12 protein-coding genes and 1 pseudogene are annotated in these 15,111 nt (G+C 61.8%); 9 read left to right on the forward strand and 4 right to left on the reverse strand.

The genetic code is table 11. The annotated features are described in order from the left end of the window. The first annotated feature begins 74 nt into the window (after positions 1-74). The 4 genes from ACFQ6H_RS12995 to ACFQ6H_RS13010 are packed head-to-tail and all read left to right on the forward strand — an operon-like array spanning position 75 to position 3,686. The gene (locus ACFQ6H_RS12995; protein ID WP_378646532.1) at positions 75-1,070 is read left to right on the forward strand and encodes an ABC transporter substrate-binding protein; all 996 of its coding nucleotides are present in this window, start codon (positions 75-77) and stop codon (positions 1,068-1,070) included. Beyond that, positions 1,067-2,107, forward strand: coding sequence for a FecCD family ABC transporter permease (locus tag ACFQ6H_RS13000; RefSeq protein WP_378636469.1), 1,041 nt, complete (start codon positions 1,067-1,069; stop codon positions 2,105-2,107). Before ACFQ6H_RS12995 ends, ACFQ6H_RS13000 begins: the two co-directional genes overlap by 4 nt. A 14-nt stretch (positions 2,108-2,121) precedes the next feature. Beyond that, on the forward strand, positions 2,122-2,919 hold the full coding sequence (locus ACFQ6H_RS13005; RefSeq protein WP_378646453.1) for an ABC transporter ATP-binding protein: 798 nt from the start codon (positions 2,122-2,124) through the stop codon (positions 2,917-2,919). After that, positions 2,916-3,686: a (2Fe-2S)-binding protein gene (locus ACFQ6H_RS13010; RefSeq protein ID WP_378636460.1), complete on the forward strand. Its 771-nt coding sequence runs from the start codon at positions 2,916-2,918 to the stop codon at positions 3,684-3,686. Before ACFQ6H_RS13005 ends, ACFQ6H_RS13010 begins: the two co-directional genes overlap by 4 nt. Positions 3,687-3,724: 38 nt before the next feature. On the opposite strand, the gene phoA is transcribed toward ACFQ6H_RS13010, so the two are convergent. Further along, positions 3,725-5,257 carry an alkaline phosphatase gene (gene phoA, locus ACFQ6H_RS13015; protein ID WP_378646455.1) on the reverse strand — a complete coding sequence of 511 codons (1,533 nt, stop codon included), beginning with the start codon at positions 5,255-5,257 and terminating at the stop codon, positions 3,725-3,727. Positions 5,258-5,525: 268 nt separating this feature from the next. On the opposite strand from phoA, the gene ACFQ6H_RS13020 reads away from it, so the two are divergent. From ACFQ6H_RS13020 to ACFQ6H_RS13030, 3 genes are all read left to right on the forward strand, one after another. Next, positions 5,526-8,813: an error-prone DNA polymerase gene (locus ACFQ6H_RS13020; protein WP_378646457.1), complete on the forward strand. Its 3,288-nt coding sequence runs from the start codon at positions 5,526-5,528 to the stop codon at positions 8,811-8,813. Positions 8,814-9,027: 214 nt separating this feature from the next. Next, positions 9,028-9,375 carry a hypothetical protein gene (locus tag ACFQ6H_RS13025; RefSeq protein WP_214886003.1) on the forward strand — a complete coding sequence of 116 codons (348 nt, stop codon included), beginning with the start codon at positions 9,028-9,030 and terminating at the stop codon, positions 9,373-9,375. Between the two features lie 14 nt (positions 9,376-9,389). After that, a complete protein-coding gene (locus ACFQ6H_RS13030) occupies positions 9,390-10,160 on the forward strand; it encodes an SDR family oxidoreductase (protein ID WP_378447743.1) in 771 nt (256 codons plus the stop codon). Between the two features lie 1,084 nt (positions 10,161-11,244). Here ACFQ6H_RS13030 and ACFQ6H_RS13035 read toward each other — a convergent pair. Both ACFQ6H_RS13035 and ACFQ6H_RS13040 read right to left on the reverse strand, forming a co-directional pair. After that, positions 11,245-11,596: pseudogene (locus ACFQ6H_RS13035) on the reverse strand (type I pantothenate kinase); the annotation flags it as partial. Further along, positions 11,578-12,177 (reverse strand): GNAT family N-acetyltransferase, encoded by a 600-nt coding sequence (locus tag ACFQ6H_RS13040; RefSeq protein ID WP_378646459.1) that lies wholly within the window; start codon positions 12,175-12,177, stop codon positions 11,578-11,580. The gene ACFQ6H_RS13040 and the pseudogene ACFQ6H_RS13035, both read right to left, overlap by 19 nt. 207 nt (positions 12,178-12,384) lie before the next feature. Here ACFQ6H_RS13040 and ACFQ6H_RS13045 point away from each other — a divergent pair, with 207 nt between their 5' ends. Together ACFQ6H_RS13045 and ACFQ6H_RS13050 are read left to right on the forward strand one after the other, a co-directional pair. Then, complete coding sequence (locus ACFQ6H_RS13045) at positions 12,385-12,978, forward strand: hypothetical protein (protein WP_378646461.1); 594 nt, start codon at positions 12,385-12,387, stop codon at positions 12,976-12,978. 40 nt (positions 12,979-13,018) lie between these two features. Next, on the forward strand, positions 13,019-14,230 hold the full coding sequence (locus tag ACFQ6H_RS13050; RefSeq protein WP_378646463.1) for an NAD(P)-dependent alcohol dehydrogenase: 1,212 nt from the start codon (positions 13,019-13,021) through the stop codon (positions 14,228-14,230). Here ACFQ6H_RS13050 and ACFQ6H_RS13055 read toward each other — a convergent pair. Further along, positions 14,217-15,107, reverse strand: coding sequence for an alpha/beta hydrolase (locus ACFQ6H_RS13055; protein WP_378545210.1), 891 nt, complete (start codon positions 15,105-15,107; stop codon positions 14,217-14,219). The two genes, ACFQ6H_RS13050 and ACFQ6H_RS13055, sit on opposite strands and share 14 nt — an antisense overlap. Between the last annotated feature and the right edge of the window lie 4 nt (positions 15,108-15,111).

Consider the following 15,111-nt stretch of genomic DNA (forward strand, 5'->3'; position numbering starts at 1 on the left):
GGCCGAGGATCAGCGTGCGGGCGGAGTTGTCTGTCGGATTCTCATTCGTGGCTCAGAGCCCTTACGAGGTCCCCGTGTCACTTCAGTTCTCCCCGTCCCGTGCCGCCGCCGTTCTTGTTGCGGTCGCCTTGGTTTCGGCAGGTTGTTCCAAAGGCCAGGAATCAGAGTCAGCGTCTGCTGCGGAATCCTTCGCACAGCCGGTGTCCGTGACCAACTGCGATCGCGAGATGACGTTCGATTCGCCGCCGCAGCGCATCGTGTCCTTGAACGGACACGTCACCGAAGCCCTTATCGAGATCGGCGCGGGTGATCGGATTGTCGGTCGGGCGTACAGCGACAACCCACCAACTGCTGAGACGGCCGATCAATTCAACAGCATTCCCAGTCTCTCCGACACCTTCCCCAGCATGGAGCAAGTCCTCGACGTCGATCCCGACTTCGTGGTCGGAGGAATGACCAGTGCCTTCAACGAGAAGCAAGGGCGTTCACGAGACGCCTTCGGCGAGCGAGGAATCAACACCTTCCTCTTCTCCGAATACTGTGGCACCGGTTTCCCCGACATCGGATTGCTCGAGAACGACTACACACAACTCGGTCGACTCCTGGGCGTCGAAGATTCGGCGCGCGAGGTAGCCGAAGAGATCAGCAATGGTCTCGATTCCGTCCGCGCTTCGGTCGGGGACGCAGCGCCGGTGCCGACCTTCTTCTACGACAGCGGTGACCAGGTTCCGACGACAATCGGCGGAGTCGGCGTCGGTCAATTGGTCGCGGAATACTCCGGTGTCTCGAACATCTTCGCCGAAGGGACAAAGCCCTACATCGACGCATCGTGGGAAGCTGTTGCCGAGCGTGCGCCCCAGGCGATCGTGGTCATCGACTACGGCGACAAGACAGCCGAGCAGAAGATCGACTTCCTCCGTGCCCAGCCGTTGATGGCGACCACCCCTGCTGTGCAGCAGAACCGGTTTGTCGTGGTCCCTCTCGCGGACCTGTTCGAGAGTTCGCGGTTGGTGCGTTCGGCACAGACCATCGCGACGGCCTTCCATCCGGGCGCTGACGCGGCGAAGTGACTCGCACGCGTTACGGGTACGGCGCCCTGCTCGTCGGCTTGGCGTGCGCCTTGGCGATCGTACTGGGGTTGGCCGTCTCCTTGGGATCGGTTCGCATTCCCGTCGGTGACGTGTGGGCGATAGTCGGAGCTCGTTTGGCGCCAGGGACTTTCGAGACATGGTGGACCGCGGCGCGGGAGTCGATCGTGATCGATTCTCGCTTACCGCGTGCCCTCACGGCTGCGGTGGTGGGTGCCTCCTTGGCGATGTCGGGTGCTGTTGCTCAGGTTGTCACACGGAATCCTCTTGCCGACCCGTATCTGCTCGGAGTTTCGTCGGGTGCGGGATTCATGGTGGTGCTCGTGTCGGTGCTGGGTTTCGGCGCCGGCCTCCTCGGGGTTTTCACGATTCCGGTCGCAGCATTCGTCGGGGCGATGATCCCGTTGTTTCTCGCACTGCTGATCGGCGGCCGGTATCCGCAGCCGACCGCGATTATTTTGGTGGGTGTCGCGCTCGCCCAGATATTCTCGGCGCTCATCACCTTTTGCATCCTGGTGTTGGCCGACGATCGGCACGTGACGTCGGTGATGCACTGGATTGCCGGTGGATTCGGAGATGCGCGATGGTCGACGCTTATCTTCCCGACAATCACGCTGGTCGTCGTCGGTACCGCGCTTCTGCTCAGTTCGCGATGGATGGACGTGTTGCAGACCGGTGACGACGGGGCTGCTGCACTCGGTATGAACGTCAGACGGTTTCGTGTGTTGTCCTTGCTTGCGGTCTCCGTACTGGCCGGCGCAGCTGTCAGCGTTGCCGGCGGAATCGGTTTCATCGGTCTGCTGATCCCGCATCTGGCCGGCTTCATCGTCGGCACCAGAGCAATTCGACTGCTCCCTGCTGCAGCCCTGCTGGGCGCCGTCGCGATGGTTGCCGCGGATACCGCTGCGCGCTCGGTGGCGCAATCCACTGAAGTCCCGGTCGGGGTGATCACCGCCCTCGTCGGTGCGCCGATTTTCGTCTGGATGCTCTACCGGCAGTATCGGAGGCTCGAACAGTGACACAGGCCAGAACAGTGACACTCCCGAAAGACTCTGAAACTGCGCCCCTGCTCGAACTCGTCGAGACCCGGGCGCGGCTCGGAAATCGCGAAGTGTTGCGCGGCATCACTTTCGCAGTCAAGTCCGGTGAAATATTGGGCTTGGTCGGGCCGAACGGCAGTGGCAAGACGACGGCGCTGCGCTGCTGCTACAACGCTTTGACGCCGACTGGTGGCGCAGTTCTGATCGATCAGACCGACTCGACGACGCTCTCGCGCAAGGACATCGCCAAAACCATCTCGGCGAGCGTCCAGGAACCTACTGTCTCGGCGGGTCTTTCGGTTCGTGAATCGATCGCACTCGGACGAACTCCGCACCGGAGCTGGTTGGACCGAAGCACGGAGCGGGACACCGCCATCGTGGACCGGTGCATCGAGCAGGTCGGTTTGGTCGAGCTTGCCGGACGAGACGTGTCGACCATGTCGGGTGGTGAGCGGCAACGTGTCTCGATAGCTCGCGCGTTGGCTCAGGAGCCCAGGGTTCTGCTGTTGGACGAGCCGACCAATCATCTCGATCTTCGGCACCAGCTGATCGTGATGGAATTGCTGGCCGAGCTTGCTTCGGCGGGGCTCGCGGTTGTGGTGACGATGCACGATCTACGGTTGGCAGTCGAGTACTGCGACAACCTTGCTGTGCTCACCGATGGTGAACTCCGCGCGTGTGGGTCTACCGTCGAGGTGTTGGACGAGCCGTTGTTGGCCGAGGTTTTCGGTATCAGGGCGCGAGTCGAACGCGGAGTACGCCCGCGGATGGAGATATTGGGGCTGGCATGACGGAATCTATACCCGGGGTCTACGCCCGTATGGCAGCAGCTGTGCCGTTCTTCGACGACCTGACCGCGTATCCGGAAACGGTACCCGCGGTGTTGATGACCGACCCCCAGTGGTTGGCAGCTCGCGTCGCCGATACGGCCAGGCGATGGGGGAGCGCGGACAGTCGAGTCAACGGCACGTTGTGGTGGTACTCGGCCAGTTCAACGCTGGCAGGCATTCCGATCGGAACCGGAATGGTTACCGGGTTCGCGGCCGATCCGTCGCTGGATGGTGGACGGATCTTCCTGCGTGACAACGGTTATCTGGGTGGGTTTGCTGCCGGTTCGGTCATCCCGATCTCGCAGAGTGTGGCGGAGTTGGGTCGCGCGATGTTCGGCTCGCTCGGTCCCGTGATCGAGGTACTCGCCGACGTGTCCGGCGTTCGGCAGCAGGCGCTGTGGGCGATCGCGACGGACTCCATCGCCAATCGCAGCCTTGACGCGGCCGGTAGCGCGCGGGAGCGTGGAAGTGCATTTGCTGCCGGCCTGATCGATGTTCTCCGCGGTGAGAACCCGGGCATTCCGGCCCCGCGTTTTGTTGATGTCGACCGCAGTGAAAGTGTTGTGCGCGTTTCCAATCCATTGGTGCCGGTGGCATTCGGGCGGCGTAGATTCACGCAGCGGGCGTCGTGCTGCCTGATCTACGAGGTGCCCGGTGAAGGCAAGTGCACCAGTTGCCCGAAGCGCGCACCCGAAGATCGGGTGCGCGCCTTGGCAGCTCTGGTGTGACTGGACCCAGGAATTACCGGGGTCGGGTGTTTCTCAGGTCAGTGCGCTGCGACCTTGGAACGGTCGAGACCCAGCGCGTCGGTCATCGTGAAGAACAGATCGGTTTGGTCCGTGAGGCCACTGACGTTGGCCGCATGGGGGCCGAAAGCTGCCACGCGCAACTGAGTTCCGGTATGTCCTTCGGACTCGACGGCCGGATCTTCGGACGTTCCGTAGCTGATCGTCATCTCCGAGCCGTCCTTGGTGGTCAGCTTGCGGGTCAGGCCGGGGTAGACGATTTCCTGAGCGCGCTCGACCGGGATGTTCTGGTCCTTGGCGATGGTGGCGATGTCGTCGGCGCTGACATTGGTGACGATCTGACTGGTGTGAGCGTGGTCGGCCGTGACGATGACCAGGGTTTCTCCGTCGGTCTTCGCGAATTCGAGTGCCTTCTGCACAGCTTCGTCGAGGTCGACAGTTTCACCGATCTGACCGCACGCGTTGGCTGCGTGATCCTGCTTGTCGATCGAGGCACCTTCGACCTGAAGGAAGAAACCGTTGTCGTTGACCTTCAGCAGATCGATGGCCTTCTGAGTCATGTCCGCGAGCTTGGGTACGTCGGAGGTTCGCTTGGGGTTGTCGACGCAGGTTTCGGCGGGCTGCAGGTAACCGTCACGGGTGGCGACGGATCCTTCCCAGCGGACGGGCATGTTGCCCTCGGCGAACAGGCCGAGCACGGGCGCATCCTGATCGGCCTTGCCGACCTCGTTCATCTCGGCGGCGTTCTTCACCAGCTGGTAGCCGCGAGCCGCGGCCTGCTCGTTGAGTGTCTTGCCCTGCCAGTCACCGGCTTTCGCAGTCTCGGCGAAGGACTTGGCACCACCGGCGAAGGTGACGTCGGCGCGGGTGTCGAGGAGCTGTTCGCTGATCGATCCCTTGCCGCCGTTCTCGAGGGCGTTCTCCGGGCAGGACTTGGACGTCGCCTCCGGTCCGTAGCACTTGCGGCCACTGACGTGCGCGACCTGCACTGCGGGGGTGGCGTCCTGCACCTCGGCGGTGGAGACGTTGCCGGTGGCCTTGCCGTTCGCCTTGGCGATCTCGAGGACGGTCGACTGGGCCTGACCCTTGATGTCGACGGAAATCGCGCCGTTGTAGGTCTTGGTGCCGGTGGACCACGCCGATCCGCTGGCTGCGGAGTCGGTGACGTAGTCGGGCTTGCCGTCCTTGGTCAGTGCGTAGTGCGTGTACTGGCCGGTGATCGCCAGGGCGTCGAGACCGGGGAAGCTGCCGGCAGCACCCTCGGCGTAGTTGCGCGCGGCGGTGATCTCCGAGTCGCCCATGCCGTCGCCGATCAAGAGAATGACGTTCTTCGCGCCGGAAGCGTTGACGGCGTCGCGCACTGCGGCCGACTGATCACCGTCGATACGACGAGCACCACCGTTCGAGGACAGTTCGCCGGTCGCGGCTCGATCGACGGTCGTGCCGTTCGAGCCTGTTGCCTCGTCGGCACTGCTGCTGCAGCCGGCAGCGGCCAGAACGGCGACGGCGCCGGCGACGGCCGTCAACCTACGTGTGTTGCGCGAGAACGACATACGAGTAGTACTCCTGGAAACAGTGTGGATGGAGATGATGAACGCCGCTAATGATCTGGGTCCAAAGTGAACGGAGTGCAGACATGCGTACATCTGAATGTGACGAGACGGTGAGGGTTGGGATTCGCTCTGTTGACTGCGAGTGAGTGACCTGTCAGACTGAAACTGCATCGAACGCCAGTTCGATGCATGTGGTGCGTCTTCCCTTTCGGCATCCTCGAGCAGTCGGTCGTCCGTGACGGCCGGCTCGATCAGGTGCGAGGTCAGTGTGGGTTGGGGAAATGGGCCGCCGACGTGGTCCGAGATGGAACGGGTGCTTTCAGGGCGGCCCGGCCGCGTGGAACACGAGGATTTGTTCCCTGGCGATGGAAGCGACAGCCCCGCCTGGTCGCGAAAGCGCGGCGAGTACCACGCAGGCGAGCTCACCCGTGGTACCGGCGTGGTTCCTTACGCAGAGTTGCATGCTCACTCGGCCTTCAGTTTCCTCGACGGCGCATCGCCGCCGGAAGAGCTGGTCGAAGAAGCAGTGCGTCTCGGGCTCGAAGCTATCGCCGTCACCGATCACGACGGGTTCTACGGCGTGGTGAGGTTTGCGGAAGCCGCACGTGAATGGGGAATGCGCACCGTGTTCGGGGCCGAGTTGTCCCTGGATTCGGTACCCAGGACCGGGACGGCTGATCCCGGTGGAACGCACCTCCTGGTACTTGCCCGTGGGCAGGAAGGGTATCGCCGTCTCTCGCGGGAGATCGCCGCCGCGCATTTGGCCGGCGGTGAGAAGGGCAAACTGCAGTACAACTACGACGTGCTGACCGAAGCGGCCGGTGGGCACTGGCAGATCCTGACCGGGTGCCGCAAAGGTCATGTGCGGCAGGCCTTGACGTCGGGTGGTCGCAAAGCTGCGGCGGAGGCCTTGCAGGATCTGGTCGAGCGTTTCGGGGCGGAGCGAGTGTCGGTGGAGCTCACCTATCACGGGCTGGCGGAGGACGACGAGCGCAATGCAGTTCTGGCCGAACTGGCGAGAGAGCGTGGATTACGCACGGTGGCGACCACCGCCGCGCACTTCGCCGCTCCGCCGCGTCGACGCCTTGCCATGGCGATGGCAGCTGTGCGATCGCGTCAAAGTTTGGACGAGGCGGCCGGATGGCTGGCCCCTACCGGCGGAGCGCACCTGCGGTCCGGCGCGGAGATGGCGACACTGTTCTCGCTCTATCCCGAGGCCGTCAGTGGTGCCGCCGATCTGGGACGTGAGTGCGCTTTCGACCTCAAACTCATCGCACCCAAATTGCCGCCGTTCGACGTTCCCGCCGGGCATACCGAGGCGTCGTGGTTACGTGAGCTCACCATGGTGGGAGCCATGGAGCGCTACGGTCCACCGGAAAGTGCACCGAAGGCATACAAACAGCTCGAACACGAGCTTGCCATCATCGCGGGATTGAATTTTCCCGGATACTTCCTGGTGGTGCATGACATCGTCTCGTTCTGCAAGAACAACGACATCCTCTGTCAGGGAAGAGGTTCCGCCGCGAACTCGGCGGTGTGTTATGCGATCGGCATTACCAATGTCGATCCGGTTCGCAACAAATTGCTGTTCGAGAGGTTTCTTGCGCCCGAGCGTGACGGCCCGCCCGACATCGACGTGGACATCGAGTCCGATCGCCGGGAAGAGGCGATCCAGCACGTGTACGCGAAGTACGGGCGTACGTATGCCGCGCAGGTCGCCAATGTCATCACCTATCGAGGAAAATCATCGGTGCGGGACATGGCTCGGGCACTTGGCTTTTCGCAGGGCCAGCAAGATGCGTGGAGTAAGCAGGTCGGCCGGTGGGGTGGTATCGACAAGAACGCGGATACCGATATTCCGCGTCCGGTACTCGAACTGGCAGCGCAGATCGAAGGCTATCCGCGGCACCTGGGCATCCACTCAGGCGGCATGGTCATCTGCGATCGTCCCATCGCCGACGTCTGTCCGGTGGAGTGGGCGCGGATGGCCAATCGCAGTGTCCTGCAATGGGACAAGGACGATTGTGCTGCCGCTGGGCTGGTCAAGTTCGACCTGCTCGGCCTCGGCATGCTCTCCGCTTTGCACTACATGATGGATCTGGTGGCCGAACACAAAGGCATCACAGTCGATCTGGCGCAACTCGATCTGTCGGAAACAGCGGTGTACGAGATGCTGCAGCGGGCAGATTCGGTGGGGGTATTCCAAGTGGAATCACGTGCGCAGATGGCGACACTGCCGCGTCTGAAGCCTCGAAACTTCTACGACCTGGTGGTCGAAGTCGCGCTCATCCGTCCGGGGCCGATTCAAGGCGGATCAGTGCATCCGTACATTCGTCGGCGCAACAAACTCGAACCTGTGTCCTACGACCATCCATCGCTCGAGAAGGCACTCGAACGCACGCTGGGAGTTCCACTGTTCCAAGAACAGTTGATGCAGATGGCCGTCGACGTTGCGGGTTTCACACCGTCCGAGGCCGACCAATTGCGTCGGGCAATGGGATCGAAACGCTCGACCGAGAAGATGGAGCAACTGCGGGCGAGGCTGTACCAGGGCATGCGAGACCTACACGGTATCGGCGACGAGGTTGCCGATCGGATCTATGAAAAGCTGTATGCGTTTGCCAATTTCGGTTTCCCGGAAAGCCATTCACAAAGTTTTGCCGCGCTGGTCTTCTACTCCTCGTGGTTCAAACTCCATCACCCCGCTGCGTTCTGCGCTGGGCTTCTGCGCGCGCAGCCCATGGGTTTCTACTCACCGCAGTCCCTGGTTGCCGATGCGCGCAGGCACGGAGTGCAGGTACACGGTGCCGATATCAACGTCAGCCTCGCGCACGCCACCGTCGAGGCAGGTGGATTCGAGGTTCGGCTGGGATTAGGGGAAGTGCGCAACATCGGCGATGCACTGGCCGAGAAGATCGTCGAACAGCGCGACCTCGGTGGACCGTTCACGTCGTTTCTCGATCTGACCGGGCGGGTGGAACTGACTACCGCACAAGCTGAATCGCTGGCGACCGCCGGGGCGCTGGCCAGCTTCGGTATCTCGCGTAGAGAAGCGCTGTGGGCAGCGGGCGCTGCTGCGGGGGAGCGTCCCGACCGCTTGCCCGGTATCGGTGCATCGGTCACAGCTCCCACTCTGCCCGGCATGAGCGACGTCGAACTGGCGGCAGCGGATGTCTGGGCGACAGGAGTATCTCCCGACACCTACCCGACACAGTTTCTCCGCCCGCAGCTCGACGCGCTCGGCGTGGTGCCGGCGTCGAGACTTCTCGACATCCCGGACGGTGACCGTGTGCTGGTGGGGGGAGCGGTCACGCACCGGCAGCGTCCGGCAACAGCTGCGGGCGTCACGTTCATCAACCTCGAGGACGAAACCGGCATGGTCAACGTGGTGTGTTCGGTGGGGTTGTGGGCAAAGTACCGAAAACTGGCAAATACGGCGCCGGCGTTGCTTATTCGAGGAAAGGTGCAGAATGCAGAAGGCGCTGTCACCGTCGTAGCAGACCGGATGCAGCTGATGGATCTCCGAGTCACGGCCAAATCGCGAGACTTTCGCTAATGCCAGATTCTGATCGGAGTTTGTGCCGAGGGGACAAATGTCGAGCGCAACTCTGACCTCCGAGCATATGGCGCGGGTCACATTTACTCCCTAGGGTTGTCGCTTGAGCGCGATCGATTCACCACACGCAGCCACGGCCAGTTGCCTTGCAGGTGAATATCGTCGCCTTCCAAACACGCTGAACCCAAAGCACTTCGAATCGAACAGGAACTCCATGAGCACAGCGATCCTCGTCGCACACGTACACCCCGCCGATCCGTCTTCGGAGGAAGCATTCAACCGCTGGTACGACGACGTGCATATTCCGCAGGTCGTCGAACGAGTGCCCGGCGTTGTCTCCGCCTCCAGATTCTCTCTCGCGGATGTGCAGTTGCTGCCCGAGGAAGCCTTGCCCGCTCGCCGCTACCTGAGCATCTATCAACTCGACACGGAAGATCTCGCAGGCACCGCCCAGGCATTGGGAAGTGCTTTGGGCGACGGAACTCTCGACATGTCCGAGGCCATCGCGACCACCGGTGACACCGGACCCGAATTGCTCTTCTACGTCCCGACCGAGAACTGAAGGAAGCAGCCGACATGTCAGATCTACTCGAGAACAAAGTTGCGATCGTCACCGGAGCAGGCGCAGGCATCGGTGCGGCCATTGCCCGGGCATTCGGGGCGGAGGGTGCACGCGTCGTAGTCTCCGACATCAACGGTGACGCAGCACAGACCGTGGCGGACTCGATCGAGGGCGCCATCGCGGTCACCACGGACGTCACCGACGAACAGCAGGTCAAAGATCTTGTCGCCAGAGCGGTCGAAGAGTTCGGCGGACTGAACGTCGTAGTACCCAACGCCGGCATCGCCACCACGACTCCACTGATCGAAACCTCGTTCGAGGACTGGCGGAAAGTCATGTCCGTCAACCTCGACGGAGTGTTCTTGACCGTCCGCCATTCGCTACCCGCGCTCGTCGCATCCGGTGGCGGTTCGATCGTGAACATTTCGTCGATCTCGTCGACCACCGGCTCGCCATTGATCGGCAGCTATGCCGCCGCCAAGGCTGCGGTTCGCAATCTCACCGAAACCCTCTCGGCCGAACTTCGCTTCCATGGAATCCGCGCAAACGCGTTGCTGCCCGGATTCATCGATACCGACCTGGTCAAGAGTCACCAGCAAGACTTCGAGAACGCCCTCGGCCTCGAGTCCGGGGGATTCGACGACTTGATGGTCACTAAGCAGACACGCTACGGGCGGACCGAGGAAGTGGCGGCCGCAGCAGTGTTCTTTGCGAGCGACCAGTCGTCGTGGTGCAACGGCAGCAGTCTGGTTCTCGACGGAGGCTTTACTGCCTCCCTACTCTGAGTTATTGGTGGGCATTCAGACCCTCACTCATTCGGACGATTCTTAACGCTTCGAAGCCTCCATCTATCAACTGTCCCAACCATGTTGGGCATTGGGCCCAGTGACCGGGTACTAACTGCATCGTCCTGGACGTGAATCGCATGGTCATACCACCCCTATCTTCTGGCGGCTATCTGTCCGAGAAGGGATCGTTTCCAGGGTGCGTAAAGACTCGGAGTTATTGCCAGCTCCTGACCGGATGCATCTCATTAGGTAGCGTGCGTGTGTGGCTCTGGAAGAGAAGTTTTGAAGGCGCAACGTCGCTCGGCGACCGCTACTGTGCTGGTCTTCGCTGGATTCGGCTTGGTGTGTGGTCTCGTAGGTGCTGCCGTGTTGTGGTGGTACGCCTCCCAACCCTTCACGATCTACACAGCCAGCTACCAGCCGCACGATCTCCAATCGATCCATATCGAGACGGTCTCGGTTGACCGATTCATAATTGGACTGATCATTGGCGGACCCCTGTTCGGGGCGGCCGTCGGGGTGCTCGTTTCCATGACAGGGTGGAATCTCGTACGGCGAGAACGCACGATCGGTACTGACTAGATCCTGTTTGTCTGCTCGACTTGGTCAGGCGACCCCATACCTGACTTGGTGTGTTTCTCAATCGATCGTTTATCGGACACTGCCGGTGACGGTTTCAAAGACAACTGTATTTCCAGACGACCTCTTCACTGGCCATCGTTTCGACCTCGACGTCATTTCCGAAGCCTTCCCAATCCTGTCTGTTAAGTGCACTAAAGTGACCGGCCTGAGATGTACTGAGACTATAAGTCCAGTTCAGGGCCGCAGCACGGTGTGGGACGTGCACCAGCGGTTGGCACCACCCCCTGACCTGGCGTCATCACGGGAGTGGAGCCTGTCATTGTGGTGGGCTCGACTGGCCCCTTCCATCCGCACCATCCTCCACAGGACGCTACGACTTGGCTCTCGATTCGTCCGTCACTGAACTCAGCAGTGATGCATACCGCCCGAGCCGGGTGATCACATACAGGGCATCTACCGAAGTAGTTCAGGACATCACGCGACTCGGACGCCACAACCTTCACCTGTCCGACCATGCTCCGCCCATATCTTCCTGGAGCTTGCGCAGGCGCAGCCCGCTGATGGTGTGATCTGAGCCTTTTCGTAGCACCGGAGCGGCATGGGGCCTGGTGGACAGGATTTCTCGATCAGATTCGGTCGGTTGATCGAGTGCCGGATATCTATTGCCTTGCGGGTCGCATCCTCATCGGACAGCTGCGTGTAGCGGTGGAAATGCGCGTTGGGTTCGCGAAGGCGGTGCCGCGCAACGCGAGGAAGCGCCGTACGAACCACGACTCAATGTCTTCTGTGCGTGCGTCGACGTAGATGTAAAAGTCCAACAGATCCGAGACCATCAGCCGTGGCCCGACTCTGTTGCGGCGATTCTGGCGTGCAGGTGCACGTCGTGCCATCCGTCTGCGTGCAGCATGTACCTCCGTAACGTGCCTTCCTGCAGGTAGTGAGCGCGGTGGGCGACTGCACAGGAGGCATGATTGTGTACCGAATGTGTCAACCACAACCGCTGAAAATTTGCGGTGCCGAAGGCCCACGCGCTCACTGTCTCGACCGCTTGGACGGCAAGGCCCGAGCCCCGCATTGCCGGCCGGAGCCAGTACGAGATCTGTGCGCTCGACGATGGTGAATGCACGGTTCGTAGTGAGACAGATCCGGCGACCTCACCGCTGTCGGTGATGATGGCCCAGCCCGCATCGCTGTCAGCCGACCATTGTGCCCGCCATGATCGGATCCAACTTCGGGCTTCGTCGATGTCGTTCATAGCGCGCATGTTCCACCGCTGGATGTCGGGGTCGGAGTACGCATCGACTAAGGAGCTCGCGTCGCTGTCGACCCACGGTCGCAGGAGAATCTTGGGATCCGACAGGACGGGTTGGTTGCGGCAGCTCAACATATTCGGCGAGGAATCTGGACCGACGAGAGCGGGCATGAATAGCATCCTTTCATGCCAGCGGTGTGTGGCGGTTCTCGTGTTGTGACAAGGTGTTGACGCCGTTGATGCAGGTAAGAGTCGTCATCGCTGAGTCGATCGACAACGAAGAACGTGATTTCCGCTACGCAGAGTCTCCCGCGACGGAAACTGCAACACGCTCAGCCAGCTGAAGACATGACCGGACCCGGTGTCGTACAGGTGCATACTCCAGCGATGGATGTTGATCCCGACTTTTCCTGGTCGCAGTTCCTCTGGATGGTATTCATCTTCGTGGGTGTACCCACCATGATCGGTGTCGGCGTTATCTGGTCTGCCTTGCGGTCAGAGCAGGCCGGAATGCATCACACTCCGGGCAATGAGAGTTCGGCCGAGATACATACGGGCAGTGGCAGGTTGGGGCTGTGGGCAACCGGTTTGATCGCGTTTCCCCTGGCATTCTTGTCCTGTATGGGTTGGCTGAGCTGGTCTGCCGACGACAAAGGAGAGTTCCGCGGCCCCGGACTACCGGCACCGAACCAGTTCCCCACCTGGCAAGTGATCGCCTGTGGAGTAACGACGGTGATGGTGTGTCTTGCCGCGGCTCACCTGTCTCGCTGGGTGGTGGCCGGCGGGCTCGCCGCCGCCGCGGGTACGGCGGCAGGATTCACAACCGCGTTCAGCGTGGACGCCAGCGCCGACGTCACAGGCCAGGCCGGAGTGGGCGTAGTGCTCGCGGAGATCGGGTGGGGTCTCGCTCTGGGCGTGCTGATGCTCGCTCGGGGTGCTTGGCTGACCCGCCGCAGGCTGGCTGCACGTTCCCAGTCGTAGCGGTTCTCAATGCCAGGATGGTTCGCGGGTCTGCGAACTATTGAGCATTGATCCGGATCGCTTCGCGTACACAGCGTGGGTTCGTCGCAAACAAACCGACGAGCGCACGGCCAACAAAGCCGTCGAAGCCGAGTACAAGCAGCAAGGGTTCTCCGTGGTCACCCAGGAAATGCTCGACAGACTCGAGAACTTCGCGCACCTTTCCGCACATCACCCGATCATCATTCGTGCGAGGATCCACACCATGACCAACCGCGCCGTGTACGTACTTCCGCCTGGAGGATTGAACAACCTCGAATCGAGGACGGTCGAGACCCCCGGGCCGGGTGTGGGTGAGGTGACGATCGCGATCCACGCGAATTCGCTCAATCACCATGACTACCTCGTAGCGATCGGCGAGATAACGACCGACGGTCCGCGGATCCTGTTGTCCGATGCTGCCGGGGAGGTCGTTGCCGTCGGAGACGGCGTAACGCAGTTCAGCGTCGGAGATCGTGTGATGAGCACTTACCTGCCGCATTGGCGCAGCGGTGCACCGGATTTCGACGGTTTCGGAAACTCGCCCGGTGACGGCGTCGACGGGTTCGCCCGCGCCGCCGCAACGGTGTCGGCGTCGGCAGTAACATCGATGCCGCGAAACTACACCTACGAGGAAGCCGCCACCCTGCCTACCGCGGGATTGTCTGCGTGGCGTGCACTGTTCGCGGGCGTCCCGATCATCCCCGGATCGTCGGTGTTGATCCCTGGGACCAGCACGGTAGCGCTGTTTGCCGTCCAGCTGGCCAAAGCTGTTGGAGCTCAGGTGATCGCAACGTCGTCGGCCCCCGACAAGATGGCACGATTGGTCGAACTAGGTGCCGATCACGTGGTCAACTACCGTGAGCGCCCGGACTGGGGAACGGAAGCGATGCGGCTCAGCGGCGGGATCGACCTCGTCCTCGACGTCGGCGGGCCGTCCACCCTCGGCCAATCTCTGGCGGCAGTCCGACCAGGCGGGCGGATCTGCGCGCTTGGCATCATGAACGGACCCTCGTCGTCGATCGACCTGACTTCGCTACTGACCAAACAGGTCACCATCGAAGGCGTCCTGGTGGGCAGTCGTGCCCACCAGGAGGAGATGGTCGCCGGGTTGGAGAGCCTCGCGCTTCGTCCTGTCATCGATTCTTCCTACAGCCTCGACCGCCTCGCTGACGCATTCGAGCAACAGAAATCAGGGCAGGCCTACGGCAAGATCGTCATCACAAACCCTTGACGGCTTGCCGGTCCCAGTGGGGATCGGTGAGAATTTCCGCCGAGTCGCCGACAAAGGCTGGTGCAGCAGTCTGGTCGCCGCTCAGGGTGAACCTCAGCCACGCGGTGAGGTAGCCACGAAATCCTTCACCGTCTGCGGCCCAATTGTGGCTGACTCCAAGCAGTCTGCCGCGGACCGCCGGCCCAGTGGTTTTGTCGAAGTACTCAGCTTGCGGATCGGCGGTGGAGACCGGGTCGTCGGCGCCGGTCATGAAGAACGTCGGTCCGGTCAACTGGGCCACGTCGATCACGTCGACAGGTCGCGAGGCCCACCACGGGTCAGGCAAATCGAGTACCGCCGTGGCGGTGATCAGATTTTCGGACTGGGTTGCCGCGTTGATCGCGCCACCGGCGCCCTGGGAGTGTCCGACCGAGGCAATGTTGTCGGTGTCGATCCGCTGGTGAAAAATGCTCTCAGCGTTGGTGTTCTGATCGACGACGTACTGGGCAGCCCCCAAGATCTCCGTCCCGTCGCCGGTGACGCTGCTGTCGGCCACCACAACGACAAAACCCCAAGAAGCGAGATGCTGCAGGAGCGCTTTGTACTCCTCGTAAGTCGCATAGCTGCCGTTGCCGAAGGTGACGACGGGATGCCGTTCCTCGCCTGTGGCGATATCGGTGGGATAGAAGAGCTGATACCCCGTCACCGATTCTTCGGTGACCTCGTGGGAACCCGGATTCGCGAATATCTCACTGACCGACTGCTGTACGACGGCCTCGGTCGTGGACACGTCGGAAGTTGTCGGAACCCCCGCGGTGGCATGAGTGACGGCACCCGAGAGCGCCAGTACACACGATGCAGTCACGACGGCGATCGAGTATGTGGTTCGAGAAGGCATGGGC

The organism is Rhodococcus sp. NPDC056506, from assembly GCF_042794945.1.
Lineage (GTDB): Bacteria > Actinomycetota > Actinomycetes > Mycobacteriales > Mycobacteriaceae > Rhodococcus_F.

What these genes read in the sequence shown, in the direction of transcription:
- ACFQ6H_RS13010 (WP_378636460.1), top strand. Translation starts at nt 2,916, where the DNA reads ATGACGGAATCTATACCCGGGGTCTACGCCCGTATGGCAGCAGCTGTG.
- ACFQ6H_RS13040 (WP_378646459.1), bottom strand. Translation starts at nt 12,177, where the DNA reads ATGCTATTCATGCCCGCTCTCGTCGGTCCAGATTCCTCGCCGAATATG.
- ACFQ6H_RS13045 (WP_378646461.1), top strand. Translation starts at nt 12,385, where the DNA reads ATGGATGTTGATCCCGACTTTTCCTGGTCGCAGTTCCTCTGGATGGTA.
- ACFQ6H_RS13030 (WP_378447743.1), top strand. Translation starts at nt 9,390, where the DNA reads ATGTCAGATCTACTCGAGAACAAAGTTGCGATCGTCACCGGAGCAGGC.
- phoA (WP_378646455.1), bottom strand. Translation starts at nt 5,257, where the DNA reads ATGTCGTTCTCGCGCAACACACGTAGGTTGACGGCCGTCGCCGGCGCC.
- ACFQ6H_RS13025 (WP_214886003.1), top strand. Translation starts at nt 9,028, where the DNA reads ATGAGCACAGCGATCCTCGTCGCACACGTACACCCCGCCGATCCGTCT.
- ACFQ6H_RS13055 (WP_378545210.1), bottom strand. Translation starts at nt 15,107, where the DNA reads ATGCCTTCTCGAACCACATACTCGATCGCCGTCGTGACTGCATCGTGT.